The 21,631-nt window shown below is 65.9% G+C and carries 15 protein-coding genes and 2 riboswitches; of the genes, 5 read left to right on the forward strand and 10 right to left on the reverse strand.

The features are described 5' to 3' along the window. Positions 1 to 34: 34 nt before the first annotated feature. The gene (locus AC56LW_RS11360; RefSeq protein WP_499634292.1) at positions 35 to 2,440 is read right to left on the reverse strand and encodes a DUF1631 family protein; all 2,406 of its coding nucleotides are present in this window, start codon (positions 2,438 to 2,440) and stop codon (positions 35 to 37) included. Between the two features lie 285 nt (positions 2,441 to 2,725). On the opposite strand from AC56LW_RS11360, the gene AC56LW_RS11365 reads away from it, so the two are divergent. Next, entirely contained in the window at positions 2,726 to 3,025 is a 300-nt protein-coding gene (locus AC56LW_RS11365; RefSeq protein ID WP_499634293.1) for a hypothetical protein, read from the forward strand. A gap of 60 nt (positions 3,026 to 3,085) precedes the next feature. Here the strand turns inward: AC56LW_RS11365 and AC56LW_RS11370 are convergent, their stop codons facing one another. Then, positions 3,086 to 3,646 (reverse strand): ATP-dependent Clp protease proteolytic subunit, encoded by a 561-nt coding sequence (locus tag AC56LW_RS11370; RefSeq protein ID WP_499634295.1) that lies wholly within the window; start codon positions 3,644 to 3,646, stop codon positions 3,086 to 3,088. A gap of 407 nt (positions 3,647 to 4,053) precedes the next feature. After that, positions 4,054 to 4,138: riboswitch (glycine riboswitch) on the forward strand. A 17-nt stretch (positions 4,139 to 4,155) separates the two neighbouring features. Further along, positions 4,156 to 4,252: riboswitch (glycine riboswitch) on the forward strand. Positions 4,253 to 4,298: 46 nt separating this feature from the next. On the opposite strand from AC56LW_RS11370, the gene gcvT reads away from it, so the two are divergent. The 3 genes from gcvT (at position 4,299) to gcvP (ending at position 8,834) form a co-directional block, all read left to right on the forward strand. Beyond that, positions 4,299 to 5,417, forward strand: a complete 1,119-nt coding sequence (gcvT, locus tag AC56LW_RS11375; RefSeq protein WP_499634297.1) for a glycine cleavage system aminomethyltransferase GcvT — start codon at positions 4,299 to 4,301, stop codon at positions 5,415 to 5,417. 58 nt (positions 5,418 to 5,475) lie between these two features. Next, positions 5,476 to 5,856, forward strand: coding sequence for a glycine cleavage system protein GcvH (gene gcvH / locus AC56LW_RS11380; RefSeq protein ID WP_499578883.1), 381 nt, complete (start codon positions 5,476 to 5,478; stop codon positions 5,854 to 5,856). Between the two features lie 95 nt (positions 5,857 to 5,951). Continuing rightward, positions 5,952 to 8,834, forward strand: coding sequence for an aminomethyl-transferring glycine dehydrogenase (gcvP, locus tag AC56LW_RS11385; protein WP_499634299.1), 2,883 nt, complete (start codon positions 5,952 to 5,954; stop codon positions 8,832 to 8,834). A 25-nt stretch (positions 8,835 to 8,859) separates the two neighbouring features. Here the strand turns inward: gcvP and AC56LW_RS11390 are convergent, their stop codons facing one another. Beyond that, the gene (locus AC56LW_RS11390) at positions 8,860 to 10,572 is read right to left on the reverse strand and encodes a methyl-accepting chemotaxis protein (protein WP_499634301.1); all 1,713 of its coding nucleotides are present in this window, start codon (positions 10,570 to 10,572) and stop codon (positions 8,860 to 8,862) included. A 162-nt stretch (positions 10,573 to 10,734) separates the two neighbouring features. Here AC56LW_RS11390 and AC56LW_RS11395 point away from each other — a divergent pair, with 162 nt between their 5' ends. Continuing rightward, the gene (locus AC56LW_RS11395; protein ID WP_499634303.1) at positions 10,735 to 11,775 is read left to right on the forward strand and encodes a DUF3108 domain-containing protein; all 1,041 of its coding nucleotides are present in this window, start codon (positions 10,735 to 10,737) and stop codon (positions 11,773 to 11,775) included. A 38-nt stretch (positions 11,776 to 11,813) separates the two neighbouring features. Here the strand turns inward: AC56LW_RS11395 and AC56LW_RS11400 are convergent, their stop codons facing one another. The 7 genes from AC56LW_RS11400 to AC56LW_RS11430 all read right to left on the reverse strand — a co-directional run bounded on the left by AC56LW_RS11400 (position 11,814) and on the right by AC56LW_RS11430 (position 21,528). Further along, a complete protein-coding gene (locus AC56LW_RS11400) occupies positions 11,814 to 13,499 on the reverse strand; it encodes a peptide chain release factor 3 (protein ID WP_499502752.1) in 1,686 nt (561 codons plus the stop codon). A 94-nt stretch (positions 13,500 to 13,593) separates the two neighbouring features. After that, positions 13,594 to 18,246 (reverse strand): pilus assembly protein, encoded by a 4,653-nt coding sequence (locus AC56LW_RS11405; protein WP_499634305.1) that lies wholly within the window; start codon positions 18,244 to 18,246, stop codon positions 13,594 to 13,596. Positions 18,247 to 18,274: 28 nt separating this feature from the next. Continuing rightward, on the reverse strand, positions 18,275 to 18,877 hold the full coding sequence (locus tag AC56LW_RS11410; RefSeq protein WP_332533350.1) for a pilus assembly PilX family protein: 603 nt from the start codon (positions 18,875 to 18,877) through the stop codon (positions 18,275 to 18,277). Next, positions 18,874 to 20,043 carry a PilW family protein gene (locus AC56LW_RS11415; RefSeq protein ID WP_499634307.1) on the reverse strand — a complete coding sequence of 390 codons (1,170 nt, stop codon included), beginning with the start codon at positions 20,041 to 20,043 and terminating at the stop codon, positions 18,874 to 18,876. The genes AC56LW_RS11410 and AC56LW_RS11415 overlap by 4 nt, the downstream gene beginning before the upstream one ends. After that, complete coding sequence (locus tag AC56LW_RS11420) at positions 20,040 to 20,492, reverse strand: type IV pilus modification PilV family protein (protein WP_499634308.1); 453 nt, start codon at positions 20,490 to 20,492, stop codon at positions 20,040 to 20,042. Before AC56LW_RS11420 ends, AC56LW_RS11415 begins: the two co-directional genes overlap by 4 nt. Further along, positions 20,489 to 21,124: a pilus assembly FimT family protein gene (locus AC56LW_RS11425; RefSeq protein WP_499634310.1), complete on the reverse strand. Its 636-nt coding sequence runs from the start codon at positions 21,122 to 21,124 to the stop codon at positions 20,489 to 20,491. The genes AC56LW_RS11420 and AC56LW_RS11425 overlap by 4 nt, the downstream gene beginning before the upstream one ends. Further along, positions 21,112 to 21,528 (reverse strand): type IV pilin protein, encoded by a 417-nt coding sequence (locus AC56LW_RS11430; protein WP_332533346.1) that lies wholly within the window; start codon positions 21,526 to 21,528, stop codon positions 21,112 to 21,114. The genes AC56LW_RS11425 and AC56LW_RS11430 overlap by 13 nt, the downstream gene beginning before the upstream one ends. Between the last annotated feature and the right edge of the window lie 103 nt (positions 21,529 to 21,631).

The following is a 21,631-nucleotide window of genomic DNA, read 5'->3' on the forward strand; positions in this document are numbered from 1 at the left end:
GAAGGCCATGGCCGGGAGGCCGACAAACAAGCGCTTACTCGGCGGCGTGATGGCCGGCTGGCGGGCCTGCATCGTTGACCGCCTCGCTGCCAACGGCAGCGCCGAGGATACGGCCGACGACCCCTTCGGCCAGCACGACCCGGATCGCGCCGGCGCGCAGCAGATCGGCCAGGCGCCCGGCCGGCAGCGAGAACGCTTCCTGGCGCGCGGCGCCGGAGAAGATGTACAGCGTGCGCAGCGGACTGACCCAGGCCAGGCGCACCTTGCGGATGCGATCCCCTTCGGCCAGTTCGAGACGCATGCCGCGCTCCAGGCCGGCCAGGGTGTCCGCTTCCGGACCCTGACTGGCGTGTGCTTCATCCTCGGCCTGCGCCTGCTCCTGCGCCACCCGGCGCAGCGCATCCTGCTGCGCTGCTTCCACCGCCAGTTCGAGCTGGCGTTCGGGCGCCAGCTCGATCGGTGCCCGAACGATCGACGCGTGGCATTCGGCCAGCTCGGCGAAGAACTGGAGCCGCTCGGCGTCCTGCCAGCGCGTGGCGTCGAGCCATTTGTTCAGGCTTGCCAGCAGCGCGGGCAGGCGCGCGATCAGGGTCTTGCGCTGCTCTTGCGTCGCCTTGGGTTTAACGCTCCAGATCAGGTCTTCCATCGTGCGCGTGGCATTCTCGATTGCACCGGGGCGGCTGTCTTCGATCGTGTAGGCCAGCGCCAGCGCGGCGCTCCAGCGCTGTTCGAGAAAGCCCGCCACCGCTGGCACGAGCTGCTCGCCGGTCAGGCGCAAGGCCACAGCGCGCTGGGCCGAGCGCTCGGCGGCGAGCCGCTTTTCCTGGCGCGTGGCGTTGGCGATCGGCCCGGCAATGGCCGCCTGTTCGGCGGCCTCGCGTGCGGCCAGGCCGGCTTCGAGTTCGGCAACGGCGGCCTCGAATTCGGGCTGCTCGGCATCGCGCACCCGCTCGACGCTGCGGCGCATGGCGTGGTAGACGGGATCGTCCTGGTCGGCCGGCTGCTCCCAGCCCGTCTGCGAGAGCAGGTCGAGCAGGCGCCGGGCGGGATGCGCTTCCTCGTAGAAGAAGCTGCGGTCGCGCAGGGCCGCCTTGAGTACGGGCACCTGCAGGAATGCCAGCAGCTCGCGCGTCTCGGGCGCGACGCCGTCGTCCTGCAGCACGCCTTCGAACACGCGCGACAGCAGATCGAGCGTGGTGGCGTCGCCGCGCGAGAGTGCGCCCGGCGGCAGGCTGGCGCGCAGGCGCGGGAGGTAGAAGGCGCCGTGCGGGACGCTGCTGTGAGTGCTGTGCCCCGTGCTGGTGGTCCCTGGGGCACCGGCGTTGCCGGCAAACTGGGGCAGATCCGGCATGCCGGGGATGGCGGCGCCGGTGCCGAGGCGGCCGAGCAGGTCGATCAGTGGCAGCGCGCCGGGCACGGGTGATCCGCTGGCAGCGCCATAGGTGAATCCGTGGGCGGGCGTCGACATGGCGTGGCCTGATGCGCCTGGGTGGAAGGCAGCTTGGGCGCCGGCTTGCGCGCCGGCCTGGACGCCAGCCTCCGTGCTGACCGGCATACTCGCTGCCGGTGCCGCATCCGCCCCCCGTTCCGGCGGCGCGACGGCAAAGCCCGACGCGGTGCTTGGCCGCCAGCCACCGCTGCCCTGCGGCAGATTCGGAATCTCCGGCACGGCCAGCGCCGGGTCGAACAGCTGGCGCAGCTGGTCCGACAACGACGCTTCGCGCCGTGCACGTTCGGCGCGGCGCGCGGCCCGGTCATCGGTCTTGGCAAAACGTGTGTCATCGCCCCTGCCCTTGCGCGCGGCCTTGAGCGCTTCGGTCAACGCTTCGTAGAGCGGGCCGAGATCGATCATCAGGCCCGGGCGCAGCAGTGGCGCGAGCAGGCCGTGCGCCTCCGGGTCGGGCTCGAACTCGCACCACGCCGCGTGCAGCGCGCCCAGGAACACGGCAGGCCGAAACGGGTTATGGGCGGCGCGCACGAGGTCGCGCCCGAGCAGCAATCCAAGGCGCACGCCGAGGGTCGCCAGCTGCTCTGAGTACTGCAGGTCGAACGGGCGGCTGACGGCGTCCAGCGCCATCTGCTGGTCGATCTGCTCGAGCGGCACGAGGCTCAGCGCCACGGGGGCGGCCTGCGCGGCCGTGGCGCCCGGCGCCAGCAACGCGATCTCGGCTTCCAGCGCGGCTTCGAGCGCGCTGGAAGCGAGGTGGACGAAGGCGTAATCGTTATTTTTGAGGAGGTTGCCGGATTTGACCCGACGCATCACGGCGCGCGGATCAGGACCAGCTGCGGTAAGGTCGAGCAAAACCGACACGATGCGCCGGACCACGTCGCCCAGATCCGTCCCGGCCTGGCGGCAGGCGATGGCGACCAGCTCGGCAAGCGTTGCCTGCTGGGCGGCGGCATTGCGCGCGGCGTTGGTCTGGGCGGATGGGGTGGCCATGACGATTCGGCGAAGTAAGGCGAGCCTCTATTTTGCCACACTCTTGCCAGTCAGCAATGAGCAAACACAGCGGGCCAGAGGCAGAGCGGCACTGCGCAGGCGGGCGCCAGTACGGCGCTTGCCAACGTCGATAGTAGCTTCCCAGGCAGGCGCCTGTCTACAGAGGCTGAGGCCGCTGTCTAATGCCTGCGGCGCCGGGCTTAGCCGGGTAGCAGTTCGCGGAAACGAACAACGCCATATCGGCGGCAGGAGTACGATCTGTCGACACTATTGAAAGGAATCATCATGGTCGAGAAAAACAACGCTGATGCAGGCACAGGCAATCAGGGCAGCGCGCAGGCACCGCATATCGACGCCGAACGCCAGCATCGCGAGAACAATCCAGCCGGGCAGTCCGGTGCCTTGTCGAACCAGCGACCGGATTTGGCGACCGATGCATCGGTGAACTCGGCGTGTCAGCCCACGCCGGTACAGCAACCGGATACCCGTGTGAACGAATCGCATGAACCTGGCTCGCTCTCCGCTGCTGACGTCCAGGGCGGCATTCCCGGGCAGCACGCAAACGCAGGGCGCCAGAGCGACTAGAGCGACGAGAACGACACCAGGCGCTGAGGCAGACTGCGCGCCAGCAGGGCCGGACGACAGTCAGATATTGCGCAAGATGGCGCCCTTGGGCGGCGCAAAGTCTTTCACGTCATGAATCATCCTGGCCAGCTTGGCATCGCGCGCCGTCATGTGCAGGTCGCCGTACTGGTGCACGCTCCATTGCTCGGGCGTGAGCTCGATCTCCTTGCGCAGGATTGCCTCGGTGCGCGCATCGTCGGCGCGCAGGCCCTCGACGATGATATTGAGCGCGTCCGGTCGTGAACCGGGCGACGCCGTCGCATGCGACTTGTGAATCATGAACCGCGCCGTCTCGCTGGCGTAGCGGCGCGACCCGGCCAGATACACGACGACGGCAATCGACGCCACCGCCCCGGCGTTGTACATGACAAATTTAATGGGCGAATTGGCCATGAAGTTATACAGGCACAGCCCATCGCTGACATAACCACCGTTGGATTGCAGCAGTACGTGGGCAGTATCGATGCCATCTTCCGTCATATGAGCCACGGCCTCGAACATCCGGTGCACCATATCACTGTTGACATCGCCAGACAGCGTAAACCACCCCTCTTTCTCCTGCGGCACTTTGGCTTGATTCATAGTCTGTTCCGCCTACAAAGTAAGTGAACCAAGTGTAGCAAATCCCCTCACACGCCCTCCACAACCGACCACCAATAGTGCAAAGCAATGTTTAAGAGCACTTCCACGTCAAATCACAATGAGGGTCAGAGTAGATTTAATGGGCAATTCCCCAAAGTTGTCAAACAATTCGACTCTGACCCTCATTATTATTTGCTAATTTAGCGCTACCAAAATCCGGGTTTGATTCTGTTCGTCATCTAGTTTTCTAAGTGCATCGTTTTTATTGCCGCAAAGGTCAAAAATAATGAGGGTCAGAGTCGACTTATTGGGCAATTGTCAAAAGTTGTCAAACAATTCGACTCTGACCCTAATTATGAGTTTGGGGGTGTGCGGTTGACAGTCGGCAAAGGGTGGAATATCCTCCGCAGTCTTGATCGGGAGAGCGCAGCATGCTGCCGCCGAAGGGGCACTCACCCATAAACTCTCAGGCAAAAGGACCGGTCAAGGGACGGCGGCGCGACGCGCGGCGGTTCAACTCTGGAGAGCGGCCGCGGTAGCGGTCCACCGAAGGGGCAAGCGGCGCACAGCCGCTATCTCTCAGGTACCAAGGACAGAGGGGTCGACAGCGCACGACGACCGTGCTGTACCCCTATTTCTGCCTGAGGATTCCATGACGCTCAAAGCGACCCCGCTCAATTCCGCTCACCGCGCCGCCAACGCCAAGATGGTCGATTTCGGTGGCTGGGACATGCCCGTCAACTACGGTTCGCAAATCGAAGAGCACAACGCGGTGCGCAGCGACGCCGGCATGTTCGACGTGTCCCATATGTGCGTCGTCGACGTCAAGGGCGCCAACGTGCGCACGTTCCTGCGTGGTCTCCTGGCCAACAACGTCGACAAGCTGCAGGTGCCGGGCAAGGCCCTGTACTCGTGCATGCTCAATCCCGAAGGCGGCGTCATCGACGACCTGATCGTCTATTTCCTGTCCGAAGAATGGTTCCGCATCGTCGTCAACGCCGGCACCGCCGAAAAAGACGTCGCCTGGATGAACCAGCAGAACACCGCCACCAACAGTGGCGTGACGATCACCGCGCGCCGCGACGGCAACGATCCGATCGCGCTGATCGCCGTCCAGGGCCCGAACGCGCGCGCCAAGGTGTGGCAGGTGCTGCCGACCACCCAGGCACCATCGGAAAACCTCAAGCCGTTCAACGCCGTCATCGTTCCCGATACGGCGTTTGGCGAAGCGATGATCGCCCGCACCGGCTACACCGGCGAAGACGGTTTCGAGATCGGCGTGCCGGCCTCGCAAGCCGAAGCGCTGTGGAATGCCTTTGTTGCCGTCGGCATCAAGCCGGCCGGTCTCGGTGCGCGCGATACGCTGCGCCTGGAAGCGGGCATGAACCTGTACGGCCAGGACATGGACGATTCCGTCAACCCGCTCGACGCCGGCCTGCCCTGGACGATCGACCTGGTCTCCGAGCGCGATTTCATCGGCAAGGCCGCCCTGCAGGCCAAGGGCCAGGGCGCGCAGTTCGTCGGCCTGATCCTGCGCGAAAAAGGCGGCATCCTGCGCGCGCATCAGAAAGTGGTCGCGGCCTCCGGCCTGGAAGGCGAAATCACCAGCGGCACCTTCAGCCCGAGCATGCAGCAGGCGATCGCCCTGGCACGCGTGCCGATGGACGTGGCCATCGGCGACACCGTCCACGTGATCATCCGCGACAAGCGCCTGGCCGCCAGCGTCGTCAAGCTGCCGTTCGTGCGCAACGGTAAAGTGCTGGCCGCCTGAGCGCTGCCCTGCATCCAGAACACCTATACTGCTATCCACCCAACTACCCGGAGTCCCCATGAACATCCCTACCGACCTGAAATACACCGAATCCCATGAGTGGGTTCGCCGCGAAGAAGACGGCACCCTGACCGTCGGCATCACCGAGTACGCGCAGGACGCGCTGGGCGACATCGTGTTCGTCGAACTGCCGCAGGTCGGCAAGGCCTTCACCGCCGGCAGCGACGCGGCCGTCGTGGAATCGGTGAAAGCCGCCAGCGACATCTATTCGCCAGTCGACGGCACCGTCACCGCCGTGAACCAGCCAGTGGCCGACGCGCCGGACTCGATCAACCAGGATGCCTACGGCAGCTGGCTGTTCAAGCTCGCGCCAAGCGACGCCGGCTCGTACGACAATCTGCTCGACGCTGACGCCTACGGCAAGACCACCGACCACTGATCCGCCTCCAGGTGCGCCGCCGGCCCCGCCGCGGCGCACCGCCCTGCACCACCCGCCATTCTCCTTCAACGTCGCCGCAGACTGTGTCCCCCAACATGACCCGACCAAGCCTCACCCAACTCGAAGCACGTGATTCATTCATCCCGCGCCACATCGGCCCGTCCGACGCCGACCAGGCAGCGATGCTGTCGGCCCTCGGCTACGAGACCCGCGCCGCGCTGATCGACGCCGTCGTGCCAGCCAATATCCGCCGCAAGGACAAGATCGACCTGGGCCAGTTCGCCGAGCCACGCACCGAAGAAGAAGCACTGGCCACCCTCAAGGGTCTGGCCTCGAAGAACAAGGTGCTCAAGTCGCTGATCGGCCAGGGCTACTATGGCACCTTCACGCCGAAGGTCATCCTGCGCAACATCTTCGAAAACCCGGCCTGGTACACCGCCTACACGCCCTACCAGCCAGAGATTTCGCAGGGCCGCTTGGAAGCGATCCTGAACTTCCAGCAGGCCGTGACCGACCTGACCGGCATGGGCATCGCCAACTCGTCGATGCTGGACGAAGGCACCGCCGCCGCCGAAGCCATGACGCTGATCCAGCGCGTCGGCAAATCGGCATCGAAAGTGTTCTACGTCGCCGACGACGTGCTGCCGCAGACCCGCGAAATCATCGAAACGCGCGCGCTGCCGATCGGCGTTGAAGTGCGCACCATCGCTGCGGCCGACGTCGAGTCGCTCGACGAAACCTGCTTCGGCGTGCTGCTGCAATACCCGGGCGTGAATGGCGAAGTGCGCGACTACCGCGCCGCCGTCGAGAAACTGCACGCCGCCGGCAGCATGGTGATCGTGGCTGCCGACCTGCTGGCACTGACCCTGCTCACGCCGCCGGGCGAATGGGGCGCCGACGTCGTCGTCGGCAATAGCCAGCGCTTCGGTGTACCGCTCGGTTTCGGCGGCCCGCACGCCGGCTATCTGGCCACCCGCGACGAATTCAAGCGCAGCATGTCCGGCCGTCTGGTCGGCGTGACGATCGATGCGCAAGGCAACCAGGCCTACCGCCTGGCGCTGCAGACGCGCGAACAGCACATCCGCCGCGAAAAAGCGACGTCGAACATCTGCACCGCGCAAGTGCTGCTGGCCGTGATGGCCGGCATGTACACGGTCTACCACGGCCCGCAGGGTCTGGCGCGCATTGCCCGCCGCGTGCACCGCCAGACCGCGATCCTGGCCGCCGGCCTGCAGCAACTGGGCTTCGAGCTGGTCAACCAGACCTACTTCGACACGCTGACCGTACGCGTCAAGGACGCCGGCGCGATCCACGCCGCAGCCACTGAGCACGGCATCAACCTGCGCCAGATCGACGCCACGCAAGTGGGTATCGCGCTGGACGAAACCGTTACCCGCGACGACCTGGCCACGCTGATGGCGATCTTCGGCGACGGCAAGTCTGTCGACCTCGATGCACTGGACGCCGACGCCAGCGACGCGCTGCCGACGGCCCTGGCCCGCACCAGCGCTTACCTGACCCACCCGACCTTCAACCGCTACCACGCCGAGCACGAAATGCTGCGCTACCTGCGCGCACTGGCCGACAAGGACCTGGCGCTGGACCGCACGATGATCCCGCTCGGTTCGTGCACGATGAAGCTGAATGCGACGTCCGAGATGGTGCCGGTCACCTGGCCCGAGTTCTCGAACATCCACCCGCTGGCACCGAACGACCAGACCGTCGGCTACCGTGAAATGATCACGCAGCTCGAAGCGATGCTGTGCGCCGCCACCGGTTACGCCGCGATCTCGCTGCAGCCGAACGCCGGCTCGCAGGGCGAGTACGCCGGTTTGCTGGTGATCCAGAAGTACCACCAGGCGCGCGGCGAAGGCCACCGCAACATCTGCCTGATCCCGTCGTCGGCCCACGGCACCAACCCGGCGTCGGCCAGCATGGTCGGCATGAAGGTCGTCGTCACTGCCTGCGATGAAAACGGCAACGTCGACCTGGCCGATCTGAAGGCCAAGGCCGAGCAGCACAGCGCAAATCTGGCCTGCGTGATGGTCACCTACCCGTCGACCCACGGCGTGTTCGAAGAAGGCATCAAGGAACTGTGCGAGATCGTGCACCAGCACGGCGGCCAGGTGTATGTCGACGGCGCCAACATGAACGCACTGGTGGGCTTGGCCTCGCCGGGCGCATTCGGCGGCGACGTCAGCCACCTGAACCTGCACAAGACCTTCTGCATCCCGCACGGCGGTGGCGGCCCGGGCGTCGGCCCGATCGGCGTCGGCGCGCACTTGGCGAAGTTCCTGCCAAACCAGCTCTCGACCGGCTACGTCCGCGACGAACAGGGTATCGGCGCGGTCAGCGCCGCGGCCTTCGGCTCGGCCTCGATCCTGCCGATTTCGTGGATGTACATCGCGATGATGGGCGCGGATGGCCTGACGGCAGCGACCGAAGTGGCGATCCTGAACGCCAACTACATCGCACGTCGCCTGGCGCCGCACTACCCGGTACTGTACGCGGGCCACGACGGCCTGGTGGCGCACGAGTGCATCATCGACCTGCGTCCGCTGCAGGACAAGACCGGCATCTCGAACGAAGACGTGGCCAAGCGCCTGATGGACTTCGGTTTCCATGCGCCGACCATGAGCTTCCCGGTCCCGGGCACCCTGATGATCGAGCCGACCGAATCGGAATCGAAAGCCGAGATCGACCGCTTCATCGAGGCGATGATCACGATCCACGCCGAAATCGTCAAGGTCGAGCGCGGCGAGTACGACCGCATGGACAATCCGCTCAAGGGTGCACCGCACACGGCCGAAGTGGTCACGAGCGACGACTGGGCCCACGGCTACACGCGTGAAGTGGCGGCGTTCCCGGTCGCGAGCCTGCGCAAGAAGAAGTACTGGCCACCGGTCGGCCGCGCCGACAACGTGTACGGTGACCGCAACCTGTTCTGCGGCTGCGCGCCGATCAGCGATTACGAATAATCGCTGACCTGCCCTGGCAGCGGCATCATTTGCGGCTCGATGCGAGCCGCAAATGCGATGCCGAGTGACGGCGGCGTTCCCGGTTTGACCCACGCCGTTCGCGCGTGGGTTCGCCGGGGACGCCGCTGTTCTCGTTGGGCCCTGGCGGTGCCGCCAAGGTCGCCGCTGGCGCCCCGTGGCTGCCCTCTCCCTCTTCGAGCCGGAACCCGGCCACGGTGCGCGCCAGCGCAATCGCCTGCATCTGCAGCATGCAGGCGGCGCTGGCGGCTTCCTCGACCAGCGTGCAGTTCTGGCGCGTGACCTGGTCCATCTGCACGATCGCCTGACTGACGCCCTGCAGCTGCTTCGTCTGGCCATCGCCGGTCGACCCAATCCGCCCGACGAGATGTTCGACATCGCGCACCGAACTGGCGATGCGCTGCATATTGCTGCCGGCGTGCAGCGCCCACGCCGTGCCGCCGTCGATCTGCGCCACCGACTGTGCGATCACGGCGCGGATTTCCTGGCTGGCCGCGGCCACCCGCCTTGCCAGCGAGCGCACCTCGGTCGCCACGGCCGCCAGATCCGTGGCGTTCATTGGCGCACGCGAGGCGTCCAGCGCCGCATTCAACACCCGCGTACCCGTTTCGCCAGCCGCCACCTCCAGCGCATCGACGATCGCCATCACCTGCTGCGCGCTGCGCCGGCTCGCGTCGAGCGTGTTGACGAGCCGCTCGACCACACCGCCACCGTCCTGCGCCACGTCACCGGCGCCAGCGGCGAGGCGGTTGGCGGCCCGGGCATCGTCGACGTAGTCGCGTACGTTTGCCGCCAGCGCCTGCAGCGTATCCTCGGTTTCCGCCAGCGCCTCGGCGCGGTACACGGCGCGGCTGCCCAGGCTCAGGCTCCCGAGCTTGATGTCGCGCGACGCTGCACCGATCGTGCGCGCCGCCTCGACCACCGTGCACAACATGCCATTCAGATTGCGGATGCTCGCATCGAGCAGGCGCGACGTGTCGGCGATTTCGTCGCTGCCGTAGTCACGCTCCTGTACCGTGAAGTTGCCGCTGGCCAGGCTGCTGGCGGCCATGCCGATGCCACGGATCTCACCGAGCAGGATCCGGCGCACGGCGAACGTGATGGCCAGCGACAGCCCGATCGCCAGCACCAGTACGGCCGGCATCAGCAGCGAGACCATGCGAAAGTCGGCCTTGGCACCTGCGGCAGCCTGGCGCGCCAGCGTGTCTTCCAGTGCGCTCAGGCCCGCCAGGCGCTGGTCCACCAGGGCGTAGGCGGCTTCGGCCTTCTGCATCGCGTTGGCGCTGATCGAGCCGTCCAGTGGCGCGAGCTCGATGACGTCGCGCACCGCGCGCGCATAGCGCCGCTGCGCCTGCGCGGCCTGCTCGACGTGGCGCAACTCGGCGCCAGTCAGCGGGCCGGCCGACAGAGTCGTGAGGCCAACCGCGATGCGTCCGTGCTGCGCCAGGATGTCGCGCCGCAGCGGCTCGGTGCGGGCCGGCGGAAAGCTGCCGCCCATCCAGCTCAGGTAACGGTAGATGTCGGCATGCGCCTTGTGCGATTGCGTGCCCAGGCTGGCGGCAGCGTGCAGGCTGGCAGCGCGCTGGCCGACGATCGATTCGAGCGATGCATTCTGGCGCGCCAGCGCGACATAGGCTGCGCAGGACAGCACCAGCAGCAGCACGAGCACGGCGCCTGGGGCCAGCAGGAGCTTGGGGCCGATGCGAAGACGGGCCAGCATGTCAGGCCGCCGTCATGGCAGGTGGAACGAACGGGCGGCGCGGCGGTATCGTCATGATGGTATCCCCTTTAGAATGCAATATTTCTTGAGTGCACTCTTGAATGTACGCCGCAGAACAAGCCAGCCTTTGTGATGGCGCAAGGCGCGCGCTACACTAGCGGCATGATCTTTCTTGCTCCACTGCACCGAAACCGGCGCCTGCTCCTGGTCTGCGTGCTGTCGCTTCTGCTCCATGCACTGGTGATCGCCTGGATCGACGCGCGCCTGACGCAGCGCCCCGCCATCATTGGCATGCCGGCGTTCACGGTGCGGCTGGCCTCGTCCGAACGGGGCATCGTGGATGCACCATCCAGGGCGGTCGACGCACCTGCCGTACCTGCACCTCCGGAACCTCCCGCACCAGCCCCCCCCGTGGCGCCCGCTCCCATCGCCATGGCCGATGGCGGCCCTGTTGCGATGCCGTCCGCCGCGCCGCCCTCCGCCGCTGGCGAAAGCGCGCTCCCCGCCGCCAGCGGCGGCAGTACTGCCCCGATCCAGATGCCGGGCACCTACCGCGTCAAGCCACCGCCGTCCGGCCGCATCGACTACACCGTCGTCACCCGCAGCAGCCTGGACGCGCCGTCGCAGGACGCCGGCTCGGCCCGCATGGTCTGGCGCAGCGATGGCACGCGCTATGGGGTCGAACTCGATGGTGTGCTGGGCACGATCTCCAGCGAAGGCCAGGTCGACGATGCCGGCATCGCGCCGCAACGGGCTTTGACCGGGATGGGCACTGGCGCCTTGACCACCGTGTTCGATCGCGGCAGCGGCACCATCGGCGCCGGGCCGCAGGGGCAGCCCTTCCCGCTCGTGCCAGGAAGCCAGGACACGGCGTCGGTCTTGCTGCAACTGGCGGGCATGGGCGTGGGTGACGCCGGCCAGATCAAGGACGTGCTGGAATTCTGGGTCGGCGGCGCGAGCGGCGCCGGCATCGAGCGTTATCAGGTGATGGGGCCGGACCGGATCGACACGGCCGCCGGGCCGCTCGAGACCGTGCGGCTGGTGCGCCTGGGCGAGCCGGGCGCGCCCGTGCTGGAACTGTGGCTGGCGCCGCAGCACGCCTGGCTGCCGGTGCAGCTGCGCGTGACCGACGCGCTGGGCGCCTCGCGCACGCAAACGCTGGAATCGATTGCGATCGACACCAGCCCGACACCACAGGAGTAAAAAGCCCGCGTCAGGAAGACGCGGGCTCAGGCCTTGAATCAGGCCAGCTTGACCGCGTGCTCGCGGGTTGCGTGGAACGTCAGCTTTGGCCAGCGTTCCTGCGTCAGGCGCAGGTTGACGCCCGAGGTGGCCAGATACGCCATATTGCCGGCCGCATCGTAGGCCACGTTGTGACCGAGCGAGTTTTCGAAGTCGGCCAGTGCCTTCTTGTCGTCGCTCGAGACCCAGCGGGCGCTGCTGATGCTGGCGCTTTCGAATACGGCGTCGACGCCGTACTCGTTGAGCAGGCGGCTGGCAACCACCTCGAACTGCAGCACGCCGACGGCGCCCAGGATCAGCTCACTGCCCAGCACCGGCTTGAAGACCTGCACCGCACCTTCTTCGCCCAGCTGCTGCAGGCCCTTGTGCAACTGCTTCATCTTGAGCGGATTACGGATGCGCACCGAGCGGAACAGCTCTGGCGCAAAGTAAGGAATGCCGGTGAAGCTGAGCATTTCGCCTTCGGTAAAGCTGTCGCCGATCTGCATATTGCCGTGGTTCGGCAAACCGATGATGTCGCCGGCGAAGGCTTCTTCGACCTGCTCGCGGCTTGAGGCCATGAACGTCACGACCGACGACAGCTTGACGTCGCGGCCCAGGCGCAGGTGCTTGACCTTCATGCCCTTTTCGAAGCGGCCCGAGCATACGCGCAGGAACGCGATGCGGTCGCGGTGCGCCGGGTCCATATTGGCCTGGATCTTGAAGACGAAACCGGAGAACGGCACTTCGCTTGGCAGGACCGAGCGCACCGTGGCGTCGCGCTCGCGCGGCGCCGGCGCCCAGTCGACCAGCGCCGACAGGATTTCGCGCACGCCGAAGTTGTTGATCGCCGAGCCGAAGAACACCGGGGTCTGCACGCCGGACAGGAAGCGCTCCAGGTCGAACACGTGCGAGGCGCCATGCACCAGCTCGACTTCCATCTTGAGCTGCTCGATCTCGAGCGGGAACATCTCGGCCAGGCGCGGATTGTCGATGCCCTTGACGATCTCGAAGGCGCCATCGGCTTTTTCTTCGCCGGCCTTGAACAGCATGATCTCGTCCTTCAGCAGGTGGTACACACCGCGGAAGTTCTTGCCCATGCCGATCGGCCAGGTCACCGGCGCGCACTCGATCTTGAGCACCGATTCGACTTCGTCGAGCAGTTCGAGCGGATCGCGCGTTTCGCGGTCCATCTTGTTCATGAACGTGACGATCGGCGTGGCGCGCATGCGGCACACCTCGAGCAGCTTGATCGTCTGCGCTTCGACGCCCTTGGCCGCATCGATCACCATCAGCGCCGAGTCGACCGCCGTCAGCACGCGGTAGGTGTCTTCGGAGAAGTCCTGGTGGCCGGGGGTGTCGAGCAGGTTGATGACGTGGTCGCGGAAATCGAACTGCATCACCGACGAGGCAACCGAAATACCGCGCTGCTTTTCGATGTCCATCCAGTCGGACGTCGCATGGCGCCCGCTCTTGCGGCCCTTGACGGTACCGGCCAGCTGGATGGCGCCCGAGAACAGCAGCAGCTTTTCGGTCAGCGTGGTTTTACCGGCATCCGGGTGGGAAATGATGCCGAAGGTGCGGCGGCGCCCCACTTCGCGCGCGATCACGCCGGCCTGTGCGGCCGAGTTGGTGGTAGTGGTGGTGCTGTCATCGCGCGCGTCAGGCGTGTCCTGCGCGGCGGAGGTGTCGGTATCGTTGGCCATAGTCGAGCCCTTCAAACGGCCCTTGTCGAAAACCCTCGATTTTACCGTTTTCGCAAGGCGCCGTGTGAACTCTCTTCGCTCCCGATGCCATCCCTCAGTCGCGCAAGCGGCGCCAGCCGGCGCGGTGTGCCTCGATCGTTTCCGATGGCGGGAATTTGCCGGTCACCATGGTGCCGTCGGCGGTGGTGGTAATCGTCTTGAGCGCGCCCGATGGCAGGCGGATCACGATGAAACCCACCGCGGCCGAACTGGCCAGCGGATAGCCGGCCAGCCCGTCCGGCGAGGCCGCGCGGCCGGTGCAGACATTGAGCTGGTAGATATTGCTGGTGCCGCCGACCTTGCAGTCGGTCGACGAGCTTGGCAAGTTGGTGACCACGTTGATGGTACCGGCCACCACTTGCGGGTCGAGGTTGACGCGCTCGCCGGTATTGAGATTGAAGTCGGTGAACCAGCCCTTCTTGCTGGCCAGGTTCACGTCGTCGCCGGCGATCGTGTAGGGCGCATTGCCCTTATCGTCACCGGCCACGCGCGCCAGCGTGCGCTTGACCATGGCCGAAGACTGCCGCCAGGCGGCCGTGCTGATACCCTCGCCGTCATCCTTGAGCAGATAGGCGCTCTGCACCTCGGTGCTGGTCACGTCGACCAGGTCGAGCAGACGCCCGGTGCCGAACAGCACCACGCGCTGCGCCGACGCGACGGCCTTGTTGTCGACGGTGGTGTCGACGCGGCACAGCGTGACTTCAGGGCGGGTGGTGACTGGCTGGTTCATGCCCGCGTCGCCCATCAGCACGCGCGCTGGTGCGCCGGTGCCGGTGAAGTCAAAGCGCCACATCTTGCCGGTATTGTCGCCGCCGTACACATACGTCACCCGCGGATCGTTGTTAGGGTCATTCGTGATCGCCGAAATCTTGGCCAGGCCCGACGGCGTAGCGACACTGCCCACGCCGGTCGTCGCCGAGCGCGATTCGATCACCTTGCCGGTCGCGACATCGACCACCAGCAGGTACCCCTTGCCGTCGCCGGCATCGACGCCGTCGACACCCGGGATATTGTTGTAGCCCGAGGTCAGGAACACGACCCATTTCTCCGCGCCGGCGCTGTCGACGATGGTACCGAACTGCGGGTTGCCGAACGTGAGGCCCAGGCGCGTGTCGACGTTGCCGGCGCAGGCAGTGGCGTCGGCGCACAGTTCCCACAGCGCTTTCGGCGCGGCCGGGTCCGTGACATCGAGCGCGTAGTAACCGCGCCCGCCCGCGTTCAGCCCCGCCACCAGCACCGACTTCCATTCGGTGCCGACCTGGACGTCCGCAATCTCGGGCGAGCCGTCGACCGAGAAGATATGGTTGGTGCCGTAGGTGGTGCTGGCCAGCTGGTGCAGTTTTTTCATCGTGATGCGCGGGACGTACGCCCACAACTCTTCGCCCGAGTTCGCGTCAAACGCGTGCAGCATGCCGTCGTTGGCGGCGGCGAACACGGTTGCCTTGCGGCTCGCATGGGTGGTCTTGAAGGCGCCGTAGCCGGGCCGGTCGAAATTGCGGCGCGGCTCGCGCAGATACGCCGGCTTGGACGAGGCGATATCGCCCAGCACGATCGGGATTGTCGTCTTGTCGGTGCCCACTTGCTCGCGCGAGAACGCGCGCAGGACGTTGTCGTTGGCGTACTGCTGGCGACCGCGCAGCCAGTTGACGATGTTGCGGCCATCGTTGACCAGCGCGCGGTTGGCCACCGACATATTGGCGCACTGCGTCAGCGCATTGCACTTGTTGTCGAACCAGGCGCGCGTGCCCGTGTCCATCGTGTCGTAGCTGAAAGCCGCCAGTGCGCCATCCTTGAGCATGTAGATCGAGCGCCCGTCCAGGCCATCTTCGTCCACCTCGACCTGCCTGCCGAGCAGGCTCGAGGTATTCCAGTCCTCGGTCGCCGCCACGTCGCCGGTGACGATATTCACTTTGCGCTTGGACAGGCGCCCGTACCAGTGCACGGTGGTGAACGTTGCCGAGAAGATGTCGTTGTCGCTTTGCGAGATGTTCGGGGTCGACGTGGCCGCCGCCGCCGCTGCGCCGGTCTTGACTTCGATGTTCGACAGGGCCGTACGCAGCCCTTCCACCACCTGCATCGGATCGGACGCCGAGAAGTACTTGCCATGGCCATTGATCGCGGCATGCCACAGATCGTCTACGCGCGATTGCAGGGCAGCCGAGCCGCTGTCCTCGTCGACGTCCGGATCGGGCCAGACGTAGCGCCCCTCTTTGTTCCAGGGGCAGTTGAGCGCGCCACTGACCAGCTTGTAGAAGTCGCCGTTCGGATCCGGATCAGTGTCGTATTTCGCCTCGTAGTTCATGATGCCGTCCACGCCCAGGCCGAGGGCATAGGTACGCATGTGCAGACGGTTGTTCTCGCCGGTGCCGGCCGGCACCGCGCCGGGTTTGGTGTAGTCCTCGAGCGTGGTACGCAGTGACACGGTCTTGTCGGCCGAGCCGCCGTTGTACCAGTACAGCGCGATGTCGGCCAGCGATGGCTTGCCCTGGCCGCGCGGATCGACGCAGCCCTTCGATTGCAGGCAGAAGCGCGCCGGATTGTCGATCTGGTCGTTGCTGGCCACCCCGAGCGGCGCCTTGCCGTTCCAGTAGCCGTCGGTGGTGATGAACGTGAAGTTCTGCTGGCACGGGTACTTTACGACTTCCTCGCCGGCCGCGTAGTTGTACGGACTCTGATTGGCGTACATCTTGCCGATCGCGTGCAGGGCCTGGCGCACCGGGGTCGAGCCCTCCGTGTCCATCGCGTACAGCGCGTTGTACCAGCTGGTGCGTTCAGCGCCGGCAAACGGCTTGGGCTTGGTCATGGCGCCTTCGACCGCGGCAACCGACAACGCGACCAGCCCCACGTTGTACTTGTCGGTGACGGGCGAAAACGCCTGGCCGACGGCCGTCTTCATCATCTGGTTGCGGGTGCGGTAGTAGCCATACCAGTTGGCGAAGTTGGTCATCTCCTGCGCATACGAGCAGGAACCGCTGGTGCAGTCGGTGCGGCCAATGGCGCGTGGGTAGATGGTGCGGCCGGGAACGATGTCGGTGCGCACGAACACCGAGCCACCCAGGCCGGTAGCCGACGTCGGCACGATGTCCGAGATCGCGTTGACAGCGCTCATCGTCAGCCAGGTGTTGTTGTTGAGCCGGTTGTTACTCGGAATGGTGTAGTCGATGCCCAGCCCTTCGGCCTGGCCGGAGCTGTCCACCAGGCACAGCGTGGTGTTGGGTTCACTCGCACAGACCGGCGACGAATTCGGGGTGCCGCCAACATAGGCGGTCACATTGCCCCGGGTGCCGATCCCGGCTTGCAGTGCAGCCACGACCGCGCTCGCGCCCGTGCTACGGTTGAACGTGATGTCGCCGCCCAGCATGCCGCTGCCGGCAAAGTTCAGGCGGCTCATTACTTGCCTGTCGCGGTTGTTGTTGCTGTTGTTGGTGGTGCCGCTCACGCGCAACAAGGCGGTCGCGCCGGTGCCGTCCGCGACCATCAGGCCGGTGCCGGCGCGGCTGTTGTCGGACACCAGGCTGCACACGCTGAGCGACTTGGTGGTCGAATTCGCAGGGCACGAGACCGGCACGACACCCACCACGTTGTCGGCGCCGAGGGCCACGCCCAGGCTGCTGCAGCTGGGCACCGCGCCGTTTCTCGGGGAGCGCACGCAAGCGAAGTAACTGTCGGCGTCGCCGACCTTGTTATTGATCGACACGGCCAGCGCCTGGGCCAGGGCAGCCTGCTTGTCGGCCGTGTTGGTGCCGGCTGCCGCAGTCACGGCGCTATTGGTGATCACCTGCGTGCCCAGCGGACCGACGGCGGTTACCTGGGGGATCGAGCGCGTGCTGGCGGTATTGGAAGCCCCGATGCTGATCGTGCCGTACCACGGCGCCACCACGTTCTCGGCGCCGAAACGCGGATACTTGTAGTTGCCGACGAACTTGGCCTGGCATTTGGTCAATGCTCTCGAGTCGCACCAGCGCACGCGCGCCGCGACGGTGTAGCCTGATGCCGGCGACGTGCCGTTGGCGGTCGCGGCGCGGCAATCGGTCAGGTTGGTATTGGTGCAGTATTCGGCGACGTTGTTCGTGTAGTAGTACGGGGTGCTATAGACATAGCGTGAACGGTAGCGGGCGTTGGTCGGGTAGGCATAGCCACCCGTATTGCGCACGCAGTTGTTCATGTTACCGTCGCACCATTCGATATCGTAGAAGCCATCCACCAGATTGCTGGTGTCCGTCCTGGTGCCCAGAAAGTCCGCTTTGTTGACGCCATACACGTCAGTCGGCACGCGCTTCCAGTCGCCCGTGCGCCCGGCGTCGAGATCGGGATACGACGTGCCGTCGGCCTTGACCGGCGGGACATACCGCACCGCCGGGTCGTAGTACTGGCGGTTGAAGCCGGCACTGGCAAATGGCGGATCGCCAATCTTGCAGGCACGCGTGCCGGCAGACATCGTGGTACCGGCGCGGCAGGTGTCGGTGACGTTGATGTAATCGGGCGTGTAATTGAAATTCATCGACCCCGAGTTATCGTACAGCAGCATCAGGTTCGGCTTGACGGTGCCGCTGCCGCTGATATTGAGCAGCGGCAATTGGGCGATGGCGGTGGGTTCTGCCTGCGCCAGTGGCGCGCCCAGGAGCAGCGCCAGCAATGCCAGCGGTACCAACTGTGCCAGCGGGCCAATGCGGCCGGCGGCACGCGTGGGGGTCGTCGAGAAGTTCATGGGCAATCCGTTCGTTTGTACGGCGCCATCAGACGCCGATCAGTACTACCATCTGGTTCACCACGGTGCCGCCACGCGCACCGTGGATGCGGGCGGTAATCACATAGTGCAATTGCGGGCTGGCGGCGTACACGACGCCATCGGTGCGGATGCTCTCGCCGATGGCGGTCGCGTTGCCCAGGCCGGCCGTGTTGGCAGCGGTCTGCACGCAGGCATTCTTGTCGTCGAACGTGCCGGTGCTCTTGCACAGGCGGTGGATCACGTATTCCACCTCGGTGCCGCCCGAATCCGTGACCTTCTTGCTGTCGCTCCAGAACTCTTCTTCACGGGTGGACAGACCGGGCGCCATGGTGGCGCGATAACCCTCCGCCGGCTGGTGCGCCGTCAGCGCGCCCTTGTCGGTCTTGGCTTTCTGGTCGATCCACTCGAAGCCCTTGTGCAGCCCGAAATCGGCAGCGCGGCTGAGCGTGGCGTCGTAGGCGAGGCTCGATGCGCTCAGCGTCGTGCTGTTGCTCGACTTGAGCAGATAGATGCTCGTCACGAGCATCACGAGCATCATGATCAGCATGACCGGCAGCGCAATGCCGCGCTGGGCTGCCCGGAACAACGGTTGCGGACGATGCGCCATCATGGCCTCCATCCCGCATTGCGCAGCGGGACAATGGTGTCGAATACGCGGTAGCGATAGCACGTCCAGTCGACTGGATCGTTCTCCACCGCCAGGTCGATCTCCACTTCTTCCGCCGTGGCCTCGCTCGGCTGCGCGCGCGCGAACAGCGTCGGCGCGGTGGTCGTGGCAGTGCACGTGCCGTCAGCGGCAGGCCGCTCGGGGTTTTTCCCGCGCGCCACCACGGCGATGCGCAGCGCCACGATGCGGCCATAGTCGCCGGGACTGCCGGTCACGCCATCGCCGTCGGCATCGATCATCGTGGACGACCAGGCACTGATGGCGGTGCCCTTCTCCAGTGCAAAGGCGGCGCCAAGGCGCCGGTCGAAACCGTACTGCGCCTTGAGCGAGACGATGTCGCCGGTCACCGCCTGCGCATTTTGGGCAGCATTGGCCATGTCGGTGGCGCGCAGACGGAGGTAGCCACCCTCGACCGACCAGGTATGAAACGCCAGGCGCGCGCCCGGTCCGAGATTGAACAGGCGGGTCGTATTGCCCGTGTAATTCGCGCCCAGCGCGCCGCGGTTGAAGCGCTGGCTGGTCGCGCCGAAGGCCAGTTCAGGCTTGTCGGGAACGCTCGATATCTGCGCCAGCGCGCAATCGGCCCCGATGTTCTCGGGCGCGACGACGATCACGTCACCGAGCGTAAAGTAACCCCATGGATCGCGATCGACCTCGACGCTGGTGCCGCCCATGTAATTCTTGATCACGCGCATCGTCGACGTGCCGCCAGGAGCGCCGCCTGCGTACAGCGTCAGGCGGTCCGGGCCCGTGCCGCCCGGCTCGATCACGGCAGCGGCCAGCGGACGGATCGTGGCCGCGCCGCGCTTGGCCGGCGCCAGCTCGTAGCCCTGGCTGTCGGCGAACATGGTGTTGCAGCCGGTGATCAACGGGTCGTTCAGTCCAAAGCCGGCCTGCTCGGCGTCGCTGCTGATCTGGAACATTGCCAGCATGCCGTTCTGCATCGAGTTGGAGCCGCCCAGTGCGGCGTCCTTGTTGCGCTCGCTGTCGGTCATGATCCTCGTCGCAAACAGCACTGCCAGCAGGCCGATGACGACGCTGACCATCAGTTCGACCAGCGAAAAGCCACCGGCGCGAAGAATAGATGGGGACGGGGACGGGGCGCTCATGGTTTCGATGCCGTCAGGTAGGATTTGATCCGATGGGTATTGCGCTGGCTGTCGCTGGTGCGCTGCCAGCCGATCGCGATATTCACTTCGGTGCGGCCGACAGCCGCATTGGTGGCCACGCCCACCACGACGCCGGCGCCCGGAATCCGCTCCTGCACGGCCGCATGCCAGCCGGCCAGGCGCGCACCCGGGGTGCCGCCGGCGGCCAGCGCATAGTCGGCGGCGTGCGGCATGTCGCTGTACATGATGCCCAGCAGTTCGTTGGCAGCGACGGTCGCCTCGGCCCGCATTCCGGCATCCGACAGCGCCGCAATCGAACGCGCCTGCAGACCCAGCGTGCCGACCAGGGCGATACCCAGGATCATCACGGCAAGCAGCGACTCGAGCAGCGCGACGCCGTGTTCGGCACGGCGAATCACTGAGGTGCGAATCGTTGAAGTGCGGATCATTGCGGGCACCTGCGTGAATCGCCGGGGGCGGCGCCCGGCACACAGGTCACCGCCATGCCGCCCAGGGTCAGCACGACGGCTGACGCCTTGAATTCACCCACGAGCGTGCCGGCTGGCGCGAGGTCGACACGGCGCACCTGATTCTGCTGGCCGGCATCGATCCAGCCCAGCGGCGTGAAAAACACGGCGTCATCGTCGTCCGGATCCAGTGTGATGGTCAGCATGGTGGTCGGGGGCAGCGTGTCGGCGCTGCGCACGAGCGAGCGGTAGTCTGCCGTCGGGCCGGTTGCCCCCTTGGCCGCCGTGGTAGCGGTCGACCAGTCGTTGCTGCCATCGGTACAGGGGTTGTCGCTGTTACGCAGGCACACATCGATCTGCCAGCCTGGCTGGCCATTGGCGCCTGGAGCAAACACCAGCCGGCTCTGGCTGTTGTGCGTCATGGCCAGGTTGCGCGCCTGCGCGAAGCCGTCGGCGTAGAACTGCGCCGCGCCGGTGGCGCGCGTACTGGCCAGCCAGCCCGTCATCTGCGGCACGCCCACGGCCAGCAGAATGCCCAGCACCACCAGGCCGACCATCGACTCGATCAGCGTGAAGCCGCCTGCAAGGCGCCGGGGTGGGCTTACTGGGTACATGCGCCATCCTTGCGGTCGACCCAGCAAGTGTCTTTCTTGGTCCAGCCGGCCGGTGCGCCGGTGGTGGCGCGGGTACCGGCCTGGTCGATGGTATAAACGAACTCGGCAGCGCCCGCGCGGCCGGTTGCGGTCAGCACATAAGCGCTGGCGCTGGCGCTCGTCAGCGCGTAGGTAAAGTTCTTGGTGTCGGCAGGCTTGCCGGCAAAGCCCTCGTACGTTCGTTCGTTGGACCAGTACTGCTCAAGACGCGGCTGGGTCGACGCCAGGTCGCCATGGGCTTCAGCCAGGCGCGCGCGCAGGATGTAGCTATTGTAAGAAGGTAAGGCAATGGCGCTCAGGATGCCGATGACGGCCACGACGACCATGAGTTCGACGAGCGTAAAACCGGATTGACGTTGCTGCATGAAATTCTCCTGGGCGCCGGGCGCTGATGGCCGGGCTACATTTGTTGCTCGGCATGTTTCCAGGTGGAATCATAAATCATGTAGCTGTCATTTCCCTGAGGGA

This window comes from Telluria sp. LT2P80, assembly GCF_059685955.1.

What these genes read in the sequence shown, in the direction of transcription:
- AC56LW_RS11360 (WP_499634292.1), bottom strand. Translation starts at nt 2,440, where the DNA reads ATGGCCACCCCATCCGCCCAGACCAACGCCGCGCGCAATGCCGCCGCC.
- AC56LW_RS11365 (WP_499634293.1), top strand. Translation starts at nt 2,726, where the DNA reads ATGGTCGAGAAAAACAACGCTGATGCAGGCACAGGCAATCAGGGCAGC.
- AC56LW_RS11370 (WP_499634295.1), bottom strand. Translation starts at nt 3,646, where the DNA reads ATGAATCAAGCCAAAGTGCCGCAGGAGAAAGAGGGGTGGTTTACGCTG.
- gcvT (WP_499634297.1), top strand. Translation starts at nt 4,299, where the DNA reads ATGACGCTCAAAGCGACCCCGCTCAATTCCGCTCACCGCGCCGCCAAC.
- gcvH (WP_499578883.1), top strand. Translation starts at nt 5,476, where the DNA reads ATGAACATCCCTACCGACCTGAAATACACCGAATCCCATGAGTGGGTT.
- gcvP (WP_499634299.1), top strand. Translation starts at nt 5,952, where the DNA reads ATGACCCGACCAAGCCTCACCCAACTCGAAGCACGTGATTCATTCATC.
- AC56LW_RS11390 (WP_499634301.1), bottom strand. Translation starts at nt 10,572, where the DNA reads ATGCTGGCCCGTCTTCGCATCGGCCCCAAGCTCCTGCTGGCCCCAGGC.
- AC56LW_RS11395 (WP_499634303.1), top strand. Translation starts at nt 10,735, where the DNA reads ATGATCTTTCTTGCTCCACTGCACCGAAACCGGCGCCTGCTCCTGGTC.
- AC56LW_RS11400 (WP_499502752.1), bottom strand. Translation starts at nt 13,499, where the DNA reads ATGGCCAACGATACCGACACCTCCGCCGCGCAGGACACGCCTGACGCG.
- AC56LW_RS11405 (WP_499634305.1), bottom strand. Translation starts at nt 18,246, where the DNA reads ATGAACTTCTCGACGACCCCCACGCGTGCCGCCGGCCGCATTGGCCCG.
- AC56LW_RS11410 (WP_332533350.1), bottom strand. Translation starts at nt 18,877, where the DNA reads ATGATGGCGCATCGTCCGCAACCGTTGTTCCGGGCAGCCCAGCGCGGC.
- AC56LW_RS11415 (WP_499634307.1), bottom strand. Translation starts at nt 20,043, where the DNA reads ATGAGCGCCCCGTCCCCGTCCCCATCTATTCTTCGCGCCGGTGGCTTT.
- AC56LW_RS11420 (WP_499634308.1), bottom strand. Translation starts at nt 20,492, where the DNA reads ATGATCCGCACTTCAACGATTCGCACCTCAGTGATTCGCCGTGCCGAA.
- AC56LW_RS11425 (WP_499634310.1), bottom strand. Translation starts at nt 21,124, where the DNA reads ATGTACCCAGTAAGCCCACCCCGGCGCCTTGCAGGCGGCTTCACGCTG.
- AC56LW_RS11430 (WP_332533346.1), bottom strand. Translation starts at nt 21,528, where the DNA reads ATGCAGCAACGTCAATCCGGTTTTACGCTCGTCGAACTCATGGTCGTC.